Source organism: Clostridium thermarum (assembly GCF_006351925.1).
Taxonomy (GTDB): domain Bacteria; phylum Bacillota; class Clostridia; order Clostridiales; family Clostridiaceae; genus Clostridium_AU; species Clostridium_AU thermarum.
This window is the reverse complement of sequence record NZ_CP040924.1, coordinates 205,121-224,645: the sequence shown is the minus strand read 5'-3', so window position 1 is coordinate 224,645 and position 19,525 is coordinate 205,121. Positions and strand designations below refer to the sequence as shown.

Genomic DNA, 19,525 nt, shown 5'->3' with positions numbered 1-19,525 from the left:
TTCATTAGAATCCGTTGCTTATCTTTATAGGTTCTTTTAGGATACCCGGAATCTGTAACTATGGTTTTACCCTTTGACTCTTATGACGCTTTTTCAGCTTGTATACTACAAAGGCGATAATACAGCCTAAAAACAATACAAGGGCAACAGTGTTATAGGTAGATAGAAATTTATCTATTTTATCTAAATTATAACCAATTCCCTTGCCTATAAGGAAAAATATGAAGTTATGTACCAGAGATGAAATGCTTATAACTATTAGGGTTGCTAAAGGACTATACTTAAATATTCCTCCAAATACAATGGTTATAGAATTTAATCCCGGTATAAACTTGCTAATGAAAAATATAAAAATGCCATATTTCCATATAAGCTGCTTGACTTTGTCTTGTCTTTCCTTATGAAAATACTTTTCTACCAGCTTATAGTTTAATACTGCTTCACCATTCCTTAGGCCTAGTAAATACAGTGCATAACTTGATACAATGGTTCCAATTACATATGATGCAAGTATTGGTGCATTTCCGCCTTCCATTCCAAGACTTAAAAGGCATCCACTCAACACTAATATAGTATCTCCCGGGTAGGGGGGGAATATCATTTGAAGTACCCCCGAAACAAGTAATACAAAATATTCAACCCAAGGCGAAACATGAGTTATTTCCTTTAATGCTGCTTGAATGATGTCATTCATAAAATTAAATTACCCCTCTTTCAGCAAAACTCATGGGTCTGCTTTTTACATTTCATCTACAGTATTCCCCTTTTGTAAAAGTATAAAAGGTTTAGTTCATAATTACATATCAATTATATCATTACTATTTGATTTAATATACGAAAAAAGCCTAAGATGTAACACTCAGCCTTTTTATGTAAAGATTCCACTTATCATACTTTCCGGCAGTGGTTTGCTCAATAAATATCCCTGAACCCTATCACATTGCTGGGCTGATAAAATATCTAATTGTTCCGGAAGTTCTACACCTTCAGCCACCACATACAGATCCATAGTATGAGCCATATCAATTATGGACTTAGCCACTGCCTCCTCCTTGTCACTTAGAGATATTTCATCTATAAAGGACTTATCCATTTTTAGTGTAGTTATAGGCAGCTTCTTTAAGTAATTCAGTGAGGAATACCCTGTACCAAAATCATCTAAAGCAACATTAATACCCATAGCTCTAAGCTGACTGAGCATGCTGACACTATAGTCTATGGATTCCATAAGAATGCTCTCTGTGATCTCCAACTCTAGGTTTTGAGGAGAAATTCCGGTTTCTTTTATTATTTCTTTAATTTTATCAAGAAATTCCGGATGTTGCAATTGGACAGAGGAAATATTAACACTCAAGGTATCATAATTATATCCTAACCTTCTCCAAATCCTATCTCTGGTGCAGGCCTCCCTTAAGGCCCACTCTCCTATAGGTACTATAAGCCCGGTTTCTTCAGCAATAGGTATAAATTCTGAAGGTGCTATGGCTCCATACTTTTCCTCGTCAATTCTCAGCAGGGCTTCAAAGCCTACGATTCTATTGCTGGCAATATCATATTGGGGCTGATATACCAGATAGAAATCATTTTCTATAAGGGCCCTCCTAAGGATATCTTCTATTTTTAGTTTTCTCTCTAATATATCATACATTGAATTATCAAAGAGTTCATATCTGTTTTTTCCCTTTTCTTTTGCATGATTCATGGCTGTATCTGCACTCTTTAATATAAGCTTGGCAGAATTGCCATCCTTAGGGTATTCAGCTATTCCTATGCTGCCTGATATATAGATGCTCTTATCCGCCAGAGTGTACTTCTCACTGATCACATCTAAGATTCTATTGGCAAACTCTCTCACATCTTTATAAGCCTCTTCTGAATTTCTTAAAATAACATACTCATCTCCGCCAATTCGGTATAGCCTATCATCCTTATCCTTTATACTATTGAGCCTTTTTGCAAGCTCCTTTATCAGCAGGTCTCCATAGTCATGTCCAAGTGTATCATTGATATTTTTAAAATTATCCAAATCTATAAGCATAACTACACCGCTGTAACAACCCTCTTTAAAGTTTGATAGTTTCTCATCCAACTCACGAATATAAGACATTTTATTAGGCAGTTGAGTCAATACATCATAGTATACCATAAACTCTAATTTTTCTGCATTCTTTCGTTGAGCTTCTTCACTAATCTGCAGTTCCTCATACTGGGCCCTCAACTCTTCTTCTGTGGCTGAAAGTTGCTCATATAAGGCAGAAAGTTCATCGTAGCTTAGATTCAGCTTTCCTACCATCATATTAAAGCTATTAGAAAGCATACCCAGTTCATCCTTGGAGTCAATATGGCATTGAACTGTTAAGTCCCCTTCTTCAACCATTTTCATATTATACATTAAATTTTCTATAGGTTTAGTAATAGACCGTGATATTCTTATGCTGATAAAAGCACCTCCAATAACAAGCATAATTGTGGCCACATTAATGATGTAGAAGGAAATAGAGGCTGGCTCCTTGATTTCAGCCATGTCTTCAGTGGCTACTGCCACCCACTTTAGTCCGGGAATAACTTTATATGCCATGAATTTTTCCTTGTCCTCATATTGGTATTTATCTACCCTGCTTTGTTGAATATCACTATTATCAAGCTCACTAAGCACTTCAATCAATTTAGCATTTTCAGTCTTAATGCCGATTTTTTCAGGATCAGGATGTCCAATAATGATACCCTCCGAGTCCACAAAGTAGAAATATCCGCTGTTATCGAATTTGCTTTTCAGTACTTTTTCGGCCAGGGAACTTAAATTTATGATCTTTCCCACTGCACCAAGAATATCCCAATTTCTATCATATACAGGTTCAGTAATGACCAAAATGTTATTGAAATACAATTTCCCTTGAAATATGGTACTTTTACCACCATAGACCATTACAGAGGACCTTTCTATATCCCACATTGCTTCTTGCCCGGCTAATTCATACCCGTTATCTAAATCTACTAATACCTTTCCTGAGCTGTCTGTTAAAAATATATCCTGTACCAAGTTATAATCCATTACACCGCTAGCAAAAGATTCCTCAGCCCTTAAAATAAGCTCTATGTCAATAGTACTTTCACTGCTATTTCCGTCTTTGTGATTCAATATATCTTTAACTACACTTTCTTTTGTAATTAATCTAGTCTGCAGTCTTTCATTTTCAATGGCATCCATTATATAATTAGCCTGAATTTCTGCTAAAGCCTTCATTTTTCTTTCGCTTTCATCCACTAATATCTTATCTAAATATGAATAAATAATCCTGCCTAATACTATTAACGGTATAGATACCAATAGTATAATGTCCGCTGGAAGACGTTTTTTTATATGCAAAATCACACCTCAAATCTATGAAATAAATAATTTCTGCAAAAATCTACAAAATAATCTAAATATTATTTTATTATTACAAATTTTATTTTAATTGTTTTTCCAAAGTTTTGCAACTTATATAAAATATATAATTCAATTAATTTTACAATAAAAAAAGTGGCTTTCGCCACGCCCCCTTTGGGGAATAATTTATATAAAACGTTTCCACTTTAGGAGCATATGCGTCAGCATACTCCTAAAACTTTTTTTAAAACTCGTAAGTTATCCCGTGTACACCCTCGTATTTTGCGGGTCTCATTATTCCTCCGCAAGACCCACAGCTAAATGTTGGTGGCTCATTAATATCTCCATCATCAACTATATCAAAATATTGTACAATATCTTCAGGAATAAGTTCCTCAGTTCCACAGTTTGTACATATATACAAGATTCCATCGTTAACTTCATTTTGCTTTTTCTCAGCAACTGCCTTTTGAGTGGTAACTTCCCCTTTAGCATAGACATAAAATCCTGAATTATAGTTGCTATAAATCTTGTTTATTAAGTTTTTTAACTCCTTCTTATTGGTTTTGACTTTCATTTTTAACTCATCTAATAAAAGTTTTTGCCATCTTTTTCTTAGAGATTCATAGTGAAAGTAATTTATATTCCTCCATGCAGTCTTTTTGCCAGCACTACCCTCTGTAACAAGAGCGTGTACATGAGGATTCCACTTTAAGTCTCTTCCGAAAGTATGAATCACTGCCACTATACCTGGAGTAAAACTCTCACTTTTATTTAGTTCTATCATCCAAGTCTTTATAGCGTTAGCGACACATTCTGTTAAAATTGATAATAGCTTTCTATTCTGCCCAAAGTACACTCTAAGTTGCTCTGGAATAGTAAAAACCATATGCCTATGTTTTGTTTTTATAAACTTTCCTTTATCCAAATCTCCACAATACATTATTTTGTTTACCTCTTGTTAAACAACCTTTCTGATCTTGTGACCATAAAGTCTTGTAAATCCCCCCCAGTGGTCTTTGAAGATTCTCTTTATAATATCGCTTTTCAACAATATCACCCAATAAATTATTGTAATAAAAAGTCTGCCAAATTTCACTAACATTATTTTACTTAACCCGTCAGGGCAGAAAAACAGAGCCCTCCCGGGCTCTGAAAAATTATAATTTCCTATACAAGAACGAAAAGAAGCTGCACCAGGTATCGATTACTGTACTACAAATGGCTATAGCTGTTATGACTATAACCGGAACAATACTTTTTATATTCCCCGACACCATGATGTCTATCTTTACCCAAGATCCTGAAGTAATTAAAGCCGGCGCCTCAGTCCTAAGGATTGTAGCTGTTTCTGAGCCCATGTTCGGTGCCCTCATTATCTTGGAAGGTATTTTTAACGGTGTGGGGGATACGAAGGCCTCCTTCTTTCCATCGGTGGTGAGCATGTGGGGTATCCGCATAGTGTCTACCTACATATGCGTTTCCCTCTTAGGCTTTGGCCTTAATTCAGTATGGATTTGTATGGTGGCAGATAATGTGCTGCGCTTTATTTTGCTGTTGATTCGATTTATCAGCGGACGGTGGAAAAGAAAGCTGCAGTTTAATTAAAAATTAAGAGTTAAGAGTTAAAAATTATGGTAGGAATTCAGCGGAGCTGAACTCCTACCAACTTTATAATTTAAAGTTTTTTTGTAGTTAAGTGGAGAAAAATCATCCATAATTATTCATTATAAATTCAATACAATTTGATCAAAGGTTACACCTGGGTTAAACCATTATTCTAATTGTACTTTTCAACTTCCTCTATAGTAGGCAATGCGGCTATAGCTCCCATTTTTGTGCATACTATAGCTCCAACTTTGTTACCAAAAGCAATTATTTCCTTGAGCTTTTTAAAATTATTTACCAAATTTTTAGGATCTTCTATCTTAGAAATTTGATAAAGTGACGCTCCTACGAAGGCATCTCCTGCTCCAGTAGAATCTATTGTTTTAATTTTTATGCTTCCTATAGTAGCCTTCTCTTTTCTATTAGATATAAAGGTCCCTTCTTTTCCCAAGGTAACCGCCACTACCTTGGCTCCTAAATCATGGAAAACCTCCACTCCTGCTTCAATATCTTCTTTTCGGGATATTGTTTTCACCTCTTCATCGCTTACTTTTACAAAGTCCGCATACTTCAAGCATTGCCTGCTAACCTCTATAAACTCCTGCATTCTTCCCTTCCATAAATCAACTCTAAAATTTGGATCAAAGGAGATAAATATTCCTTTACTTCTTGCAAGTTTCATTACCTTAAGATAGGTGTCCTTTGAAGGTCCGCCAAGTAATGCAGTAGCAGAACCAAAATGAATTATCTTGGAAGCAATAATCTTATTCTCATCTAACTCATTATAATATAACAATTCATCTGCTCCCCTATTAAAGACGAAATCTCTCTCGCCATCTGACTTTAGAGAAACAAAAGCAAGTGTTGTCTTTGAATTATTGTCTAAAATAAGCATAGACGTGTCTACTTGAGCCTCATCCAAGGTTTTCTTTAGAAATCTCCCAAAAGGGTCTGTCCCAACTTTTCCTGCAAAGAGAGCTTCTCCTCCAAGCTTAGCTATAGCTGCTGTAACATTAGCAGGTGCCCCTCCGGCTTTTTTTATGAAATTTACCCCCTCCGTTAAATCCACATTTATGTCTGAACAAATAAAGTCAATTAACAATTCTCCAATACATAATATTTTATTGCACATAACAAATCCTCCCTAGAATAAGCTCTTCATACTATTTAATCATAAAAAAGGCAGTACCTCTACTACCTTTTTTATAATGAACATCAATTTATATTCCACTTAGACTTTCTATTTGGAATTCTCTAATTTCTGTTTTATTATCAGAATATACCTTAACCATACTAAATTCCTCTGTTGGGAAAATAATCTCTGTCATTACATACTCTCCACCGTTAAAAAACACTTCTACAGAAGACTTGTCCACAAATATTTCCATGTCTAATTTGTCTAGTCTTCTTTCCAGCTTTGCCTTGTGAAGTTTATTTAATATTGGTGCATAATCCACTTTCCCAGAATTGCTTCTATCAACGTAAAGATACCATTTAGCTAAGTTATAGCCAATCCTTATGTTTTCACCCACTCTATTGCTAAATTCAATTCCAACGTCACTAACTTCATCGATGTCTACTTTCATTTTTATTCTGCTGCTTGATAGTTCTTTCCCCACTTTAATATCACTGTTAATTTTGACATCAGCAGTTGTAGCTATTGTGTGTTCAAATTTCCTTTGTAAAGCTTCAATAGGTTCACTAGTAACTATTATATCCCCTTGAATATTTTTCAATTTCAGTTCTCGAGGAATAGTCATTGCTCCACGCCAATTCTCAGTTGGCACCTTATCTGCATAAGACCAATTACTCATCCATCCAATAGAGATAACCTTATTCTGTATATTAAACCAAGTAACCCCAGCATAGTTATCAGTTCCATAATCAATCCATTTCTCATCCTTTTGGTCGCTTATAAAAGTCAACTTGCCATCTGCTTCTTTAAAATCTCCAATAAAGTATTGAGTTGCAGACCCACCATTTGGTCCTCCTGGGTTGATACTTACTATCAGTACCCATTTTTTATTATTTTTATCCCCATCTACTTCAAGTTCAAAAAGATCCGGACATTCCCAAACACCATTATGACTTCCGCTGCCATGTCCAAATTCGCTTTCTTTCTCCCAATCTTTTAGGTTACGAGAGGACCAAAAATCTATGTGGTCTTGTACCGCTAGAGACATAATCCATTTCTGGCTATCTTCATGCCATATCACTTTTGGGTCTCTAAAGTCATTCGGGATATTGCCACCTTGAACGTTTTTAATTACTGGATTCCCACTATATTTGGTCCAGGTTCTCCCTTTATCAGTACTATAGGCCATACATTGCTGCTGTCTTGGATTTGTACTAGTATAAAAAGCTATTAAAGTATTCGCACCAAAACCAGCACAATTATTCTTATCTACAACTGCACTACCAGAGAAAATCATTCCCAATCCGTCATCATCCGGCACTATTGCCTTAGGATATTCTTCCCAGTGAACAAGATCTGTGGAAATGGCATGTCCCCAGGACATATTCTGGAAAACTCTATCATAATTATCATGTTGATAGAACAAATGATATTCTCCATCAAAATATACTAAACCATTTGGGTCATTCATCCAACCTTTCCTTGGAGTATAATGAAAGCTTGGACGATATTTTTCTACTATTGTCATTTCTACACATCCCTCTTTATAATTTAAATTTATGAATTATTACATTAAGCCTTTCTGCCAACTCTGACTGCTCAACTGCTGTCTTTGATATTTCATCTAAGGCCCTTGTTGTTTCATTAATACTGCAAAATATTCCTTCTGATTTTCTTGCATCTTCCATTGAGCTTGCAGCTACTTCTTGCATGACCGCTTCTATTTGATTCATTGTGGCAACTATATCAGTAGTGGACGCAGCAATAGTATCACTAACTTGTTTAATTTCATTCGAATCCTTAAGGTACTGCGTGCTGGCATTGGCAAAATACTCATAATTAGGTTTAGTACTAGACATCATAAAATTCAGCATTTCCTCAGCGGTATGTGATAAATTATTAAAAGCATGTTGAACCTGTTCTACCACTGTTTGAATTTTATTGGTGGTCTTTGCTGATTCATCCGCCAACTTCTTAACTTCATTTGCCACAACAGCAAATCCCCTTCCATTCTCTCCTGCTCTAGCAGCTTCTATTGATGCATTAAGAGACAACAAATTTGTCTGCGAAGCAATAATTCCTATAGTCTCTGCCATCCTTCTTACTTCAGATACTATTTGACCTTCACTAATTGCCTCCATTATCTTCTTTCTATTAATTACAAAAAGTTCATCAGCTGTTTTTATAGATTGATGGCTTTTATCTTTGATTACTAAAGCTCTTTCTTCGATTTCCATTGATGTACATTTACCTAATTGAGCCTTTTGCGCCAAACTCCCTAATGTAGAATTTGATTTCATTATGGACGTGCTTACTTCTTCTGTTAAAGTTCCTAATTTTTTAGTATCTTCAACAATAACTAGGCTATCTGAATTTATCTCTTCCATCTTTGCTGTTATTTCTTCAATGGTTGCAGACAACTCCTCGCTAGCAGCACTCATATACTCTGACATCATGGCCATTTCTTCCAAAATTGTTTTAAAACTATGGCTTGTATCATTTAATGCTATTAATATTTGAGCAAACTCATCCTTACCTTCGATTTCAATCTTAGTGCTAAGATCGTTATTCTTAAGTGAATTTGTAAATGCAAGAATCTTCTTAATGTTAGAACTCAAATTGGTAGATATCATTAATGATATGCCTATAGATAAGATTATTGTAATTCCTAACAAAATAGAAAAACCTACAATACTTCTCTCATATGTTATATTATTTTCTACAGCAACAAGTTCGGCATGTTTTTCATGATACTCAATTAAAGTGTCTACTATATTATTGTTAGAATTTCCGGAATTCTTTACCGGTATAGAATATGCACTTAACAATCTCTTAGGATCTTTTGATGCTTCAAAGAGTCTCTGCCTATGTTCTTTATATGTGTTATAACTATCTAGCATAACTTGTATTTGTTTTTGATTAGCTGTTTCTTTGGAAATAGTAACGAACTCCTCTAATAAAGCATCAAGATTTTTCGCATCTCTTTCCATCAACATTATTACTTCTGATTTATTATTCTCTGTTAGACCCGTGACTCTATTAATATCTGATAAATAAGCTGCTCTTATTGAATGCAATAAATTAATACTTCTAAGATTATCCTCGTACATTAATTTAGCTTGAAGGTTCATCTTTCTCATATTATTAATTCCCATAAGGCTCATTACTAAACTGCATATAATTATTATAGAAAAACTGAAAAATAGTTTATATTTTAGTTTCATAGAGTTTATAAGGAAGAACTTCACTTTTCTTTTTTTAGTTTGATTTATTGCCGACTCATTCTTGATAGTAGGTTTAATTTCTGCCAAGATATTATGCAATAGTGACTTTAGTGAACTTGTTTTCATTCCTATCCTCCAATTACTTACGTATAATTTCTAAATCTTTTCTGCTATTTCTTCCAGCTACTGCGTAGTTTATGAAACTCTAATTTTTCTACCCTTACATCTCCCCCTATAGAAAATAATTCTAAATCTTTACTATTAGGATCGGGAAAAATCAGATTGGTCATTACTACTTCTCCATCATTTGCAAAAAGTTCAATAGAAGAAGCATCAATAAATATGTGCATTTTTACCTTATTATCCAATGGATTCAATTCTGCAGTGAATTTACGTTTGAAATTTTCATTAAAGGATACATTTCCTGAATTTGCTCTATTTACAGATATATTTTTTAACTTTGTGTTATAAGAAACCACCGTTTCTTCACTGTCAGATTTCCTTAACTTAAAACCAAATTCTTCTGCGGTACCCAGTTCAAACTCAGCTATAATTTCGTAGCTGTCTCCGGAATACTTTTTCAGGATATTTTTTTCCGGTGTTATAGTTTCATCTTTAATAGTTTTTGAACCGTATCTCAAGGACTTCAATTCTTCTACCGGAGTTTGTACAAGTCTTATACCCTCAGGAAAGCTCTTAAGACTCACTTTACGAGGTATAGACATTTGACCCCTCCAAACTCCAGTAGGTATAACGTTTGCGTATTTCCAATTATTCATCCAAGCAAGCCAATAGTAGCTTCCGTCTGTTGCTTTTGCATTAGACCAGCTTTGCGATGCGTAAAAATCCGCTCCATAGTCTAACCATAGAACAGTGTTCTTTGGATTATCATTTATGAATTCAGTTCCATCAAAATGTCCTATAAAGTATTGTCCTCCAGAACCTCCTGCTACAGCACGATCCCCTAAATCTACCTTTAACACCCATTTCATCTTTGACATATCTCCATCCACAGGAAGCTCGAATAGTTCCGGACATTCCCATACACCACCACGCGCACCTACATAAGGACCAAACTTACTTAGATACTGCCAGTTTTTTAAATCACTGGAGTTATAAAATTCAACTCTGTCTCCAACAGCAAGAACCATTACCCACTTTTGAGTTTCCTCATGCCAAAACACTTTAGGATCTCTAAAATCTATAGAATAGTCACTTTTCAACACCGGATTGCCTTCATACTTATCAAAGGTTTTTCCACTATCTTTACTAAAGGCTATACTTTGGGTCTGACCCTCTTTATGGTTGGTATATATAGCCACGATTCCTGAACCGTTGTCAAAAAATCCTGAGCTATTGTTATGGTCAATAACAGCACTTCCAGAAAATATTGTACCTAAATCATCGGGCTCTAAAGCTATAGGTAAGTGCTTCCATGTAACCATATCCGTGCTTATGGCATGTCCCCAATGCATAGGGCCCCAAATGGTGTCTTCTGGGTTGTGTTGATAAAATAAATGATACTTTCCTTCATAATAGACCATTCCATTTGGATCATTCATCCACTTTTCCTCCGGTGAGAAGTGGTATTGTGGTCTATACTTTTCTTTGTAGTAGTTATCTTCTTTAGCGCAACCAGTTACCCCTATCACTAGTACTGTCATTAATGATATAGCATGTTTAAATTTTTTTTGCATAATCAGACCTCCTATAAAACATTGGAGTATATTAATTATCTTTATCCTTGTAATGTTTATAGCTTTTTGAAAAAGAGTAAGTATATCTGTATCTTAGAAGAGACTTCTATACTTACTCCTTTAATTTAAATAACCCTATAAATTGTATACAGAAATATTACTTATAATAGTTGTCAAAAGCTTCCTGCTTAATTTCTAAAAATCTTTTCAGTCCAAGGTTCTCAAGTTCAGCCAAATAGTCATCCCATTCTTCTTCAACTCCACCTTTAGACATCCACTCTACTGTTTTTCTATCTGTAAATTGATTTATAAGTGGTTCAAGCTGTGATAACTCATCTGCTTGGTCAATAGTCAAAAATACTCTTGGATACACATTTTCAAAGCTCATAAATGGAACTAGCTTCTTAATTCTTTCAAGTCTTCTTGCAGCATCATCTGGCTTAGTAACTTCATTGCCATAGTATGTATCCAGTATAGCCAACGGACCACCAACAGAAGTCTTTCCTCTTAATTCTCCCGGTGCAGTATCTCCTAGATCTAAGTGCTTTAACTTTCCATCAACTAATTCAAATATATTTTGTTGATTTGGGTCACCATAGGTACCCCAGTTATTTTGGGCTGATTGAAGTGGCTCATACATTTTATCAAACCATTTTGCAGTTAATTCAAGGTTTTGGTTTGCACTTGTAATTACCGCTCTTGATCTATCCAATCCAAAACCGTTACATCTTGCAAGGTTAGCCATACCATTGGGCCCCTTTAATGGAGGCATCAATTCATACTTGTCATTATTACCGGTAACATTATCTTTATCCCATGTGAAATACACGCCAAAACGGTCATCCTTACCCTTAGCAGTAAAAGTTGGCCAATCTTGAGTATAAGCTTCCGGATCAATTAAACCTTTTTTGTTTAAGTTGTGCATCCACTTCATTGCTTCTTTGTATCCTTCATCAGCACGGGTATAAACTACTTTCTTATCGTTTGTAACTACAATGTGATCCCAGTTATCACCAAGTCCAAAGGCGCCAAATAGATATTGTGGTCCTTCATTACCATTGTTTGCTATGAAAGATAATGGAATTTCATCCTTTTTCCCATTACCATTAGGGTCTTGATCTCTAAAAGCTATTAATACTTTTTCGAATTCTTCAATAGTTGTTGGCATTTCCAAGCCTAACTTATTTAGCCACTCAATGTTAATAAATGCCATATCGGATATAGAATGAATACTTTCTTTACCGGAACCTAACTCTTCAATCCACGGAAAACTATACATATGTCCATCCGGAGCAGTTGAGAAAGCTTTATATTCTGGATACTTATCATATATTGCCTTTAAGTTAGGCATGTATTTTTCAACCAAATCTTCTACAGGAATAATAACTCCGTCTTTTGCATACTTAAGAAGATCATAATCGCTCATTCCAGCATTAAAAAATGCGTCTGGCAGATCGCCACTGGCAAGCAATAGATTCTTTTTATCTCCAAATTGATCGTCTGTATAATTTATCCAGTCAATATGGACATTGGTATCTTCCTCAAGTCTTTTAAATATTAATTTATCATTAGGATCTGCTGGTGCTTGAATTGAACTGCTAGTAACCATTTTTAAACTTACCTTTTCTTTTAATGGGAACTGTACATTTGAAAGTCCATAGCCCGGAGATGAGTTTGCTCCTTTTGCTTTAGTTGTTCCACTGGGTGTATCAGATTTACCTGATTCATTATTAGTGGAACCAGAGCCACATCCTGCTACTAACATGCTTGTAGCAATTACAACACTTAAAAGTTTGCTAATCTTTTTCATTTTTTACCTCCTAATAAATATATTTTTTATTAACCTTTGATGGATCCTATCATCACACCTTTTTCAAAGTATTTTTGGAAGAAAGGATACATTAAGATTAATGGTAAACTTGAAACTACAATGGTTGAATATTTTAAAAGCTCAGCAACTTCAGCCTGATAAGCAATGGCTTGGATGTCTGATATCATTCCAGGTGACGGCTGATTCATAATTAGTATTTTTCTAAGCACAAGTTGTAAAGGCGCCATTTTTTGATCATTTAAATAAATCATGGCATCAAACCAAGAATTCCATCGGCCAACAAACCCCCACAAGCTTAATACAGCTATTATAGGTTTGCTAAGAGGTAACAATATCTTAAAAAAATATTGCATATCTGTAGCTCCGTCAACCGTTGCAGCCTCTCTCAGTTCCTGTGGAATTCCTTGATAATAGGTTCTAATTAAAATTATGTTCCACGCACTTACTGCTCCCGGTAAAACTAAAGCCCAAACTGTATTTAGTAACTTGAGGTTTTTTATTGTCATATAGGTTGGAATGAGTCCTCCACCGAAGAACATGGTGATAACGAAGTAAATCATAATGTACTTTTTACCAACAAAGTCTTTTCTAGTTAATGGATAGGCTGCAAATAAACATACAGTAACTGAAATAAAAGTACCAAATGTTGAATAGTACAATGAATTTAGAAATCCTCTCCAAATAGAATCATCTTCAAAAATACGCTCATATCCGTTTATAGTCCAATCCTTAGGATTAAAACTCAAACCATGATTTCTTAGCATTGTAGGGTCCATGAAGGAGCCTATCAATACATATATCAGAGGCAAGAGCACTGATAGCACAATTAATGCTAAGATAACTCCATTAGAAATTAACAGGATCTTATCCCCTGTAGACTCTCTTTTGAACATTTAACCTAACCCCCTTCCGTCATTATAGTCCTTGTCCGTCATTTAAGCGTTTTGCAATTCTGTCAGCAGTGATAAGCAAGATTAAATTAATTACAGTATTGAATAATCCTATGGCTGCTCCATAACTCCAATCTGCTCTTTCCATACCTATCTGATAAGTGTAAGTTGAGATAACAAGTGAAGTAGGACTGTTCCCAGCTTTATATAACAACAGCGCCTTTTCACCTCCGGCATTCATTATGCCTCCCATTGCAAATATGAGCTGTATAACCATAATAGGTTTAATTGTCGGTAAATCTATGTGGATGATTTGTTTAAATATACTTGCACCATCAATAACAGCAGCATCAACTAAATCTTGAGAAACATTTGAAAGCGCAGCCATATATATGATGGACGCCCATCCAGCGCTTTGCCATATACCACTTGCGATAAAGATTGTTCTGAAATACTTGGGCTCAAGCATGAAATTAATTGGTTTCCCCCCAAATGCAGTAACAATTTTATTAACAATACCTACTGGTGATAGAAACAAGAAGATCATACCTGAAATAACTACTACTGAAATAAAATTTGGGGCATACAAAACAAGTTGAACATTTTTCTTAATAAATTTGCTTTTTAATCTATTTAGCATAAGAGCTAAAATTATTGGCGCCGGGAACCCCCACAGCAAACCATAAAAACTAAGCTTCAAAGTATTGGTAAATACCTCAAGAAATTTAGGCGAATCTATAAATCTTTCAAAATATTTAAACCCAACCCAAGGGCTATCTATAATACCTTTTAATACATTAAAATCTTTGAAGGCTATTACAATACCATACATCGGTAAGTAGGCAAATATAAATAATAGAATTATTGCAGGTAAAATAAAAAGATATAATTGATAATTTTCTTTTATATACCTTAAATTTTTCAATAGTTTAGAATTGTTATCATTGCTAGATGCTTTTATCGAAGTCATCTTACTCCTCCCCCAGTAAAAACTTATTTATGGTTTTATTATTAGTCTAATCGTTATAAGTATACCCCCCTGATAAATTCTTTAAATGATTACTTTTTCTATTTATAACTTGCACAATTGCACACATAGTAATTGTTATTTGTTCACTATGTGTTGATTACATTTTATCAAACCCCAATATTATTGTCAACGATTTCTTTTTATTTTTTGTTTATTGTTATCAAATTATATTGTTACATTTGTTTACTTAAAGCCTGTTCATTTGTCACTTTTTAGTATTAATTACCGTAATTTATATTTATTTGTATTCAAATAATTTTAATTTATATATAGATTATCCCAATCTCACCTCACACTTCCGTCTATAACTATTTGTGCTTTTGATTACTTTTTAGTAAACATTTTGTTGTTAGAAATGATCAATCTAATCTATGCTGATTAATATCTTTCTTTATTTTTTCATTTTCTTCTTGAAATTCAAAATAAACTGTTGTACATTTACATTAGTATGCATATATTGCATAGTTAAATATTAAACAATTATGTATTATGGATTGAGTCAGAATATTGGCATTAGAAATATGAATTTTAAGATTAGATTTATAAGGATAATAAATCTGTGAAAAATGACACATAGTCTATGGAGGCAAAAATGCTATGAATAAAGAAAAGGTAACAATACAAGACATTGCACATGCATTAGGTTTGTCTAGGAATACTGTATCAAAAGCTTTAAATGGTCATAAGTCTATACCCGAGGCAACGAGAAGTAAAGTTATAGAGAAAGCGATAAGCTTAAAATATAGACATTATGCATTAATGGACACTAAAAATTTGACACAAAAGCGAAATTGTAACATCGCCTTGATAACACACCATATGCCTTACGCCAATCATTTTGGTAATGCGCTTTTAAATGAACTAGAGAGAAAAATCAGCGCTGAAGGATTCACTCTTTCAATTTATGTGGTTAGGGATACGGAAATTGACTCTTTGATCTTTCCTAACAATTTCGATGAGAAAAAGGTAGATGGAATTATATGTATAGAGTTGTTTAACAAAAAATATACCGAGCTGATTTGTAAACTTAATTTACCTACCATTCTCATTGACTGCGTTTATGATATATCCTTCACTGAACTTAATGCAGATATAATATTAATGGAAAACGAGCACAGCACCTATGCTTTGACAAAAAAATTAATAGCTGATGGGCATACCAATATTGGTTTTATTGGCGACTTTAAGCATTGCAAAAGTTTTAATGAGAGATGGTTAGGCTATAACAGAGCATTATTTGAATGTAAACTTCAGCTAGATTTATCTTCTTGTATATTAGAAGATGACGACAAATACCCCTATAACGATTATATATGGATAGCAGAGCAAATAGAAAAGATGAAAGTACTACCTTCAGCCTTTATCTGCGCAAATGATTTTATTGCTGTTACTGTTATGCAGGCATTGAAACACAAAGGCATTGAGGTCCCAAATGAAGTTTCTATTTGCGGCTTCGACAATGCTCTCGAATCACGGATTATAGATCCCCAACTAACCACTGTCCATATATATAGAAAAGAGATGGGATTAATGGCAGCTGAAATGTTACTTTCAAGATTAGAAAATCCTTCAAAACCATTTCAAATTACCTATGTAAAAACTGATCCAATCTTTAGAGAATCCACTGCAAGTTATATCAAATAAAAGGATATTAACTTACTTATGTAGTATAAGAAAACTCATTGAGACAACAATGACAAATTGCTGGTTCAATGAGTTTATATAATTAATTCGGGAGCCTCCATGGGGCCGTCGCACTAACTAAAAAAAGAGCGGCAGTTCTTTTTTATAAAACTATAAATCCCCCACTTCAAAAAGTGAGGGATTTATGGTGAAATATTAGTATGCAAAAACATAACATTTTACAAAAAATTATACACTTAATCAAAGATATTTTCAATTAAAACTTCCATTCGATATGGATTGTATAATCCCAGTAAATGATTCAGTAAGTTTGCTAAGTCAGTTTGTGGAGGAGATGGATTTAGAAGATTTATATTAGACTTATTCCCGAGAACCGAGGGAAAATCAAGCAACGCCACGACAGATGCTGAAGATTGTACTTTATGCTTACATGAACCATATCTATTCATCACGTGCTATGGAAACAGCATGCCGCCGTGATATCAACTTTATGTACCTTCTTGAAAATTAAGCAAAGCCAGATCATTCAACCTTTGCCAGAGTAAGCGTCAAACTGTCCACACATTTTATGAATATAAATCTTGTGAGATAATACCTCTAGAATAAAATTCCGGAGGTGTTTTTATTGACAAAATTAAATATGGAAGATTGGCAGCAGCTCATTGCTGATTATAGATCTAGCGGCCTTACCGGGCCGGTATGGTGTCAGCAAAAACAATTGAGTATACACAAATTACGCTATTGGATTAACAAATTCAACAAAGCAGAGTTTAAAGAAGAACCAAGACAGCAGTGGGTTTCAGTAAAAACAAATTTATCTATAACAACAACATCTATTACTGTAAAAGTCGGTAAGGCTGAAATTTCAGTTTCGCAAGACTTCGATAAAGAACTCTTTGCAGATGTTGTCCAATCCCTATTAACTTTATGTTAAACCTAAAGCAGACTTCTAATGTATTTTTGGCTGCTGGAAGTACTGATATGAGAAAATCTATTGACGGTCTCGCCATCATCGTTCAGATGAATTTTAAGTTAGATCCATTCTCTGATGCACTTTTTGTATTCTGCAACGCTAAACGCGACAAACTCAAGTTGCTCTATTGGGAGCGGAATGGATTCTGGCTTTACTATCGCCGTTTGGAAAAAGGTCGCTTTAAGTGGCCTAATAATTCTAAAGACAAAGTTATACATGTAACGGAGCGGGAGCTCCGCTGGCTTTTAGATGGACTGGATATTAACCAAAAGGGAGTACATCGTGATATTATGCAGAGAAAAATCATTTGATTTTTTGTGGATAACCCTAAAAAATTCAATCAAAAAGTGGATAATTTCCAACTCTTTAAAACTTCTAAAACCGTTGAAAACACTAGCTTTTTACGACTTTTTTTCTTGATAATTTTGTATGAAAAGTGTATAATATAAGTATGAGTAAAACAGAAGTAAAATCATTTAACTTAGAGAATTACAGTCGTAAAGAGCTAGAGGATGCCTTCATAAAACTCAGCATTGAAAAGGAGCAGGCTGAGCTTAGACTAAAATGGTATGAAGAGCAATACAAGCTCAACAAGCAGAGACTATTTGGTAAATCCAGTGAAAAGAATATAGATGGTCAGATTAACATGCCAATATTTAACGAGGCTGAAAGTGAGCGACAGCCTTTTACTGCTGAGCCTAATTTAGATGATTGTGCAAAGCAACAACAATCTTCATCCAAGGCTAAAAAGCTTAAAGGAAAACGTGAAAAAGATCTTTCAGATCTTCCTAAGCAAATAGTTGAATATAAGCTCTCAGCTGAAGAACAGGTTTGTTCTCAATGTGGCGGTCAACTCCATGAGGTGCGTTCCGAAATCCGCAGAGAGCTGGAGGTCATCCCGGCACAAATTATCGTAAAAGAAATCCACAGCATGATTTATTCCTGTCGGAAATGTGAAAAGGAAGATATAACTGTCCCAATGATTTCGGCGCCAACCCCTAAGCCTGTCATTAAGGGAAGTATAGCATCCCCTTCTATAATAGCATATATCATGACTAGGAAATATGTAGATGCTACTCCTCTTTATAGGCAGGAACAAGAATACAAGCGGCGTGGTTTACCAGTTAACCGTCAAAACATGGCTAACTGGATTATTCGGGCTGCACAAGATTGGCTGAATCCTTTGTACCTGCGTCTACGTAAATACCTTACGGACTATGATGTAGCTCATGCGGACGAAACAGAACTAGAAGTTCTCAATGAGCCGGGCCGTGAGGCCACAACAAGGTCTTATATGTGGATGTACCGTACAGGCAATGGGCATGAGCCTATTGTTCTATACGATTATCAGCCATCAAGGGCAGGAGATAATGCCAAAACCTTCTTAAATGGATTTAAGGGTTATCTTCATGTTGATGCCTATGACGGTTATGACAAACTTTTGAAAGATTCCAAAGCCGGCGGTGCCATGGAAGTTACTCTCGTAGCGTGCTTCGCACATGCAAGGAGGTATTTCACTGATACCTTAAAGGCAGTGACTGATAAAGAAAGCTACATGTATACCTCTGCTTATCAAGGAGTCAAATATATTGATGAAATGTTTAAGCTTGAGGAAGAACTATCAAGTTTGTCATCTGAAGACCGGTATGATGAACGCCTTAGCAAACTTAAACCAATGCTAGAGGCTTATTTCTCATGGATTGAAAAGGAACACGCTCTTGCACTACCCAAATCAAGTTACGGGAAAGCTGTCAATTACTCATTCAATCAGAAGGATAAACTGATGAGTATACTCAAAGATGGCAGGCTGGAACTTAGCAATAACCGCGCCGAAAGGGCAATAAAGCCATTTGTCATTGGGAGAAAAAATTGGCTGTTCGCCAATACTCCGCAGGGAGCAAAGGCAAGTGCAGTTACTTATAGTATTATTGAAACTGCAAAGGAAAATGATCTTAATCCTTTTGAATACTTAAAGTACTTATTTGAGCAGTTTCCAAATGTTGATATAAATGATTCTGAAGTTTTAGATTCTTTATTGCCTTGGTCATCTACCTTACCTAAATACTGTAAATCAAAACAAGTATAGCAGAGTCCCCATCTGAATAATAGGTGGGGACTATTTT

15 protein-coding genes and 1 pseudogene are annotated in these 19,525 nt (G+C 34.9%); 6 read left to right on the top strand and 10 right to left on the bottom strand.

Translation table 11 applies throughout. The features are described 5' to 3' along the window. Positions 1 to 58: 58 nt before the first annotated feature. The 3 genes from FHY60_RS01000 to FHY60_RS00990 form a co-directional block, all read right to left on the bottom strand. On the bottom strand, positions 59 to 694 hold the full coding sequence (locus tag FHY60_RS01000) for a DedA family protein (protein WP_139902315.1): 636 nt from the start codon (positions 692 to 694) through the stop codon (positions 59 to 61). A gap of 174 nt (positions 695 to 868) precedes the next feature. After that, positions 869 to 3,367: a bifunctional diguanylate cyclase/phosphodiesterase gene (locus FHY60_RS00995; protein ID WP_139902312.1), complete on the bottom strand. Its 2,499-nt coding sequence runs from the start codon at positions 3,365 to 3,367 to the stop codon at positions 869 to 871. 247 nt (positions 3,368 to 3,614) lie between these two features. After that, positions 3,615 to 4,313, bottom strand: coding sequence for a transposase (locus FHY60_RS00990; protein WP_139902310.1), 699 nt, complete (start codon positions 4,311 to 4,313; stop codon positions 3,615 to 3,617). Between the two features lie 149 nt (positions 4,314 to 4,462). Between FHY60_RS00990 and FHY60_RS00985 the strand changes: the two genes are divergently transcribed. Beyond that, positions 4,463 to 4,978 carry an MATE family efflux transporter gene (locus FHY60_RS00985; RefSeq protein WP_341472552.1) on the top strand — a complete coding sequence of 172 codons (516 nt, stop codon included), beginning with the start codon at positions 4,463 to 4,465 and terminating at the stop codon, positions 4,976 to 4,978. A gap of 172 nt (positions 4,979 to 5,150) precedes the next feature. Here the strand turns inward: FHY60_RS00985 and FHY60_RS00980 are convergent, their stop codons facing one another. The 7 genes from FHY60_RS00980 to FHY60_RS00950 form a co-directional block, all read right to left on the bottom strand. Beyond that, complete coding sequence (locus FHY60_RS00980; protein ID WP_139902305.1) at positions 5,151 to 6,110, bottom strand: carbohydrate kinase family protein; 960 nt, start codon at positions 6,108 to 6,110, stop codon at positions 5,151 to 5,153. Between the two features lie 88 nt (positions 6,111 to 6,198). Beyond that, entirely contained in the window at positions 6,199 to 7,641 is a 1,443-nt protein-coding gene (locus FHY60_RS00975) for a glycoside hydrolase family 32 protein (protein ID WP_139902303.1), read from the bottom strand. 16 nt (positions 7,642 to 7,657) lie between these two features. Beyond that, entirely contained in the window at positions 7,658 to 9,463 is a 1,806-nt protein-coding gene (locus tag FHY60_RS00970) for a methyl-accepting chemotaxis protein (RefSeq protein ID WP_139902301.1), read from the bottom strand. A 44-nt stretch (positions 9,464 to 9,507) separates the two neighbouring features. Then, complete coding sequence (locus tag FHY60_RS00965) at positions 9,508 to 11,034, bottom strand: glycoside hydrolase family 32 protein (RefSeq protein WP_139902300.1); 1,527 nt, start codon at positions 11,032 to 11,034, stop codon at positions 9,508 to 9,510. A 157-nt stretch (positions 11,035 to 11,191) separates the two neighbouring features. Continuing rightward, the gene (locus tag FHY60_RS00960) at positions 11,192 to 12,844 is read right to left on the bottom strand and encodes an ABC transporter substrate-binding protein (RefSeq protein ID WP_139902298.1); all 1,653 of its coding nucleotides are present in this window, start codon (positions 12,842 to 12,844) and stop codon (positions 11,192 to 11,194) included. Between the two features lie 29 nt (positions 12,845 to 12,873). Next, complete coding sequence (locus tag FHY60_RS00955; protein WP_139902296.1) at positions 12,874 to 13,758, bottom strand: carbohydrate ABC transporter permease; 885 nt, start codon at positions 13,756 to 13,758, stop codon at positions 12,874 to 12,876. A 22-nt stretch (positions 13,759 to 13,780) separates the two neighbouring features. Further along, positions 13,781 to 14,725 (bottom strand): ABC transporter permease, encoded by a 945-nt coding sequence (locus FHY60_RS00950; RefSeq protein ID WP_139902295.1) that lies wholly within the window; start codon positions 14,723 to 14,725, stop codon positions 13,781 to 13,783. A gap of 657 nt (positions 14,726 to 15,382) precedes the next feature. Here FHY60_RS00950 and FHY60_RS00945 point away from each other — a divergent pair. The 5 genes and pseudogenes from FHY60_RS00945 to tnpC all read left to right on the top strand — a co-directional run bounded on the left by FHY60_RS00945 (position 15,383) and on the right by tnpC (position 19,488). After that, entirely contained in the window at positions 15,383 to 16,429 is a 1,047-nt protein-coding gene (locus FHY60_RS00945) for a LacI family DNA-binding transcriptional regulator (protein WP_139902293.1), read from the top strand. Between the two features lie 223 nt (positions 16,430 to 16,652). After that, a pseudogene (locus tag FHY60_RS18655) lies at positions 16,653 to 16,937 on the top strand (transposase); the annotation flags it as partial. A gap of 117 nt (positions 16,938 to 17,054) precedes the next feature. Continuing rightward, the gene (tnpA, locus tag FHY60_RS00935; protein ID WP_139902291.1) at positions 17,055 to 17,363 is read left to right on the top strand and encodes an IS66 family insertion sequence element accessory protein TnpA; all 309 of its coding nucleotides are present in this window, start codon (positions 17,055 to 17,057) and stop codon (positions 17,361 to 17,363) included. Continuing rightward, a complete protein-coding gene (gene tnpB / locus FHY60_RS00930) occupies positions 17,357 to 17,713 on the top strand; it encodes an IS66 family insertion sequence element accessory protein TnpB (RefSeq protein WP_139902289.1) in 357 nt (118 codons plus the stop codon). Before tnpA ends, tnpB begins: the two co-directional genes overlap by 7 nt. Before the next feature lie 140 nt (positions 17,714 to 17,853). After that, positions 17,854 to 19,488 (top strand): IS66 family transposase, encoded by a 1,635-nt coding sequence (gene tnpC / locus FHY60_RS00925; protein WP_139902287.1) that lies wholly within the window; start codon positions 17,854 to 17,856, stop codon positions 19,486 to 19,488. The last annotated feature ends 37 nt before the right edge of the window (positions 19,489 to 19,525 follow it).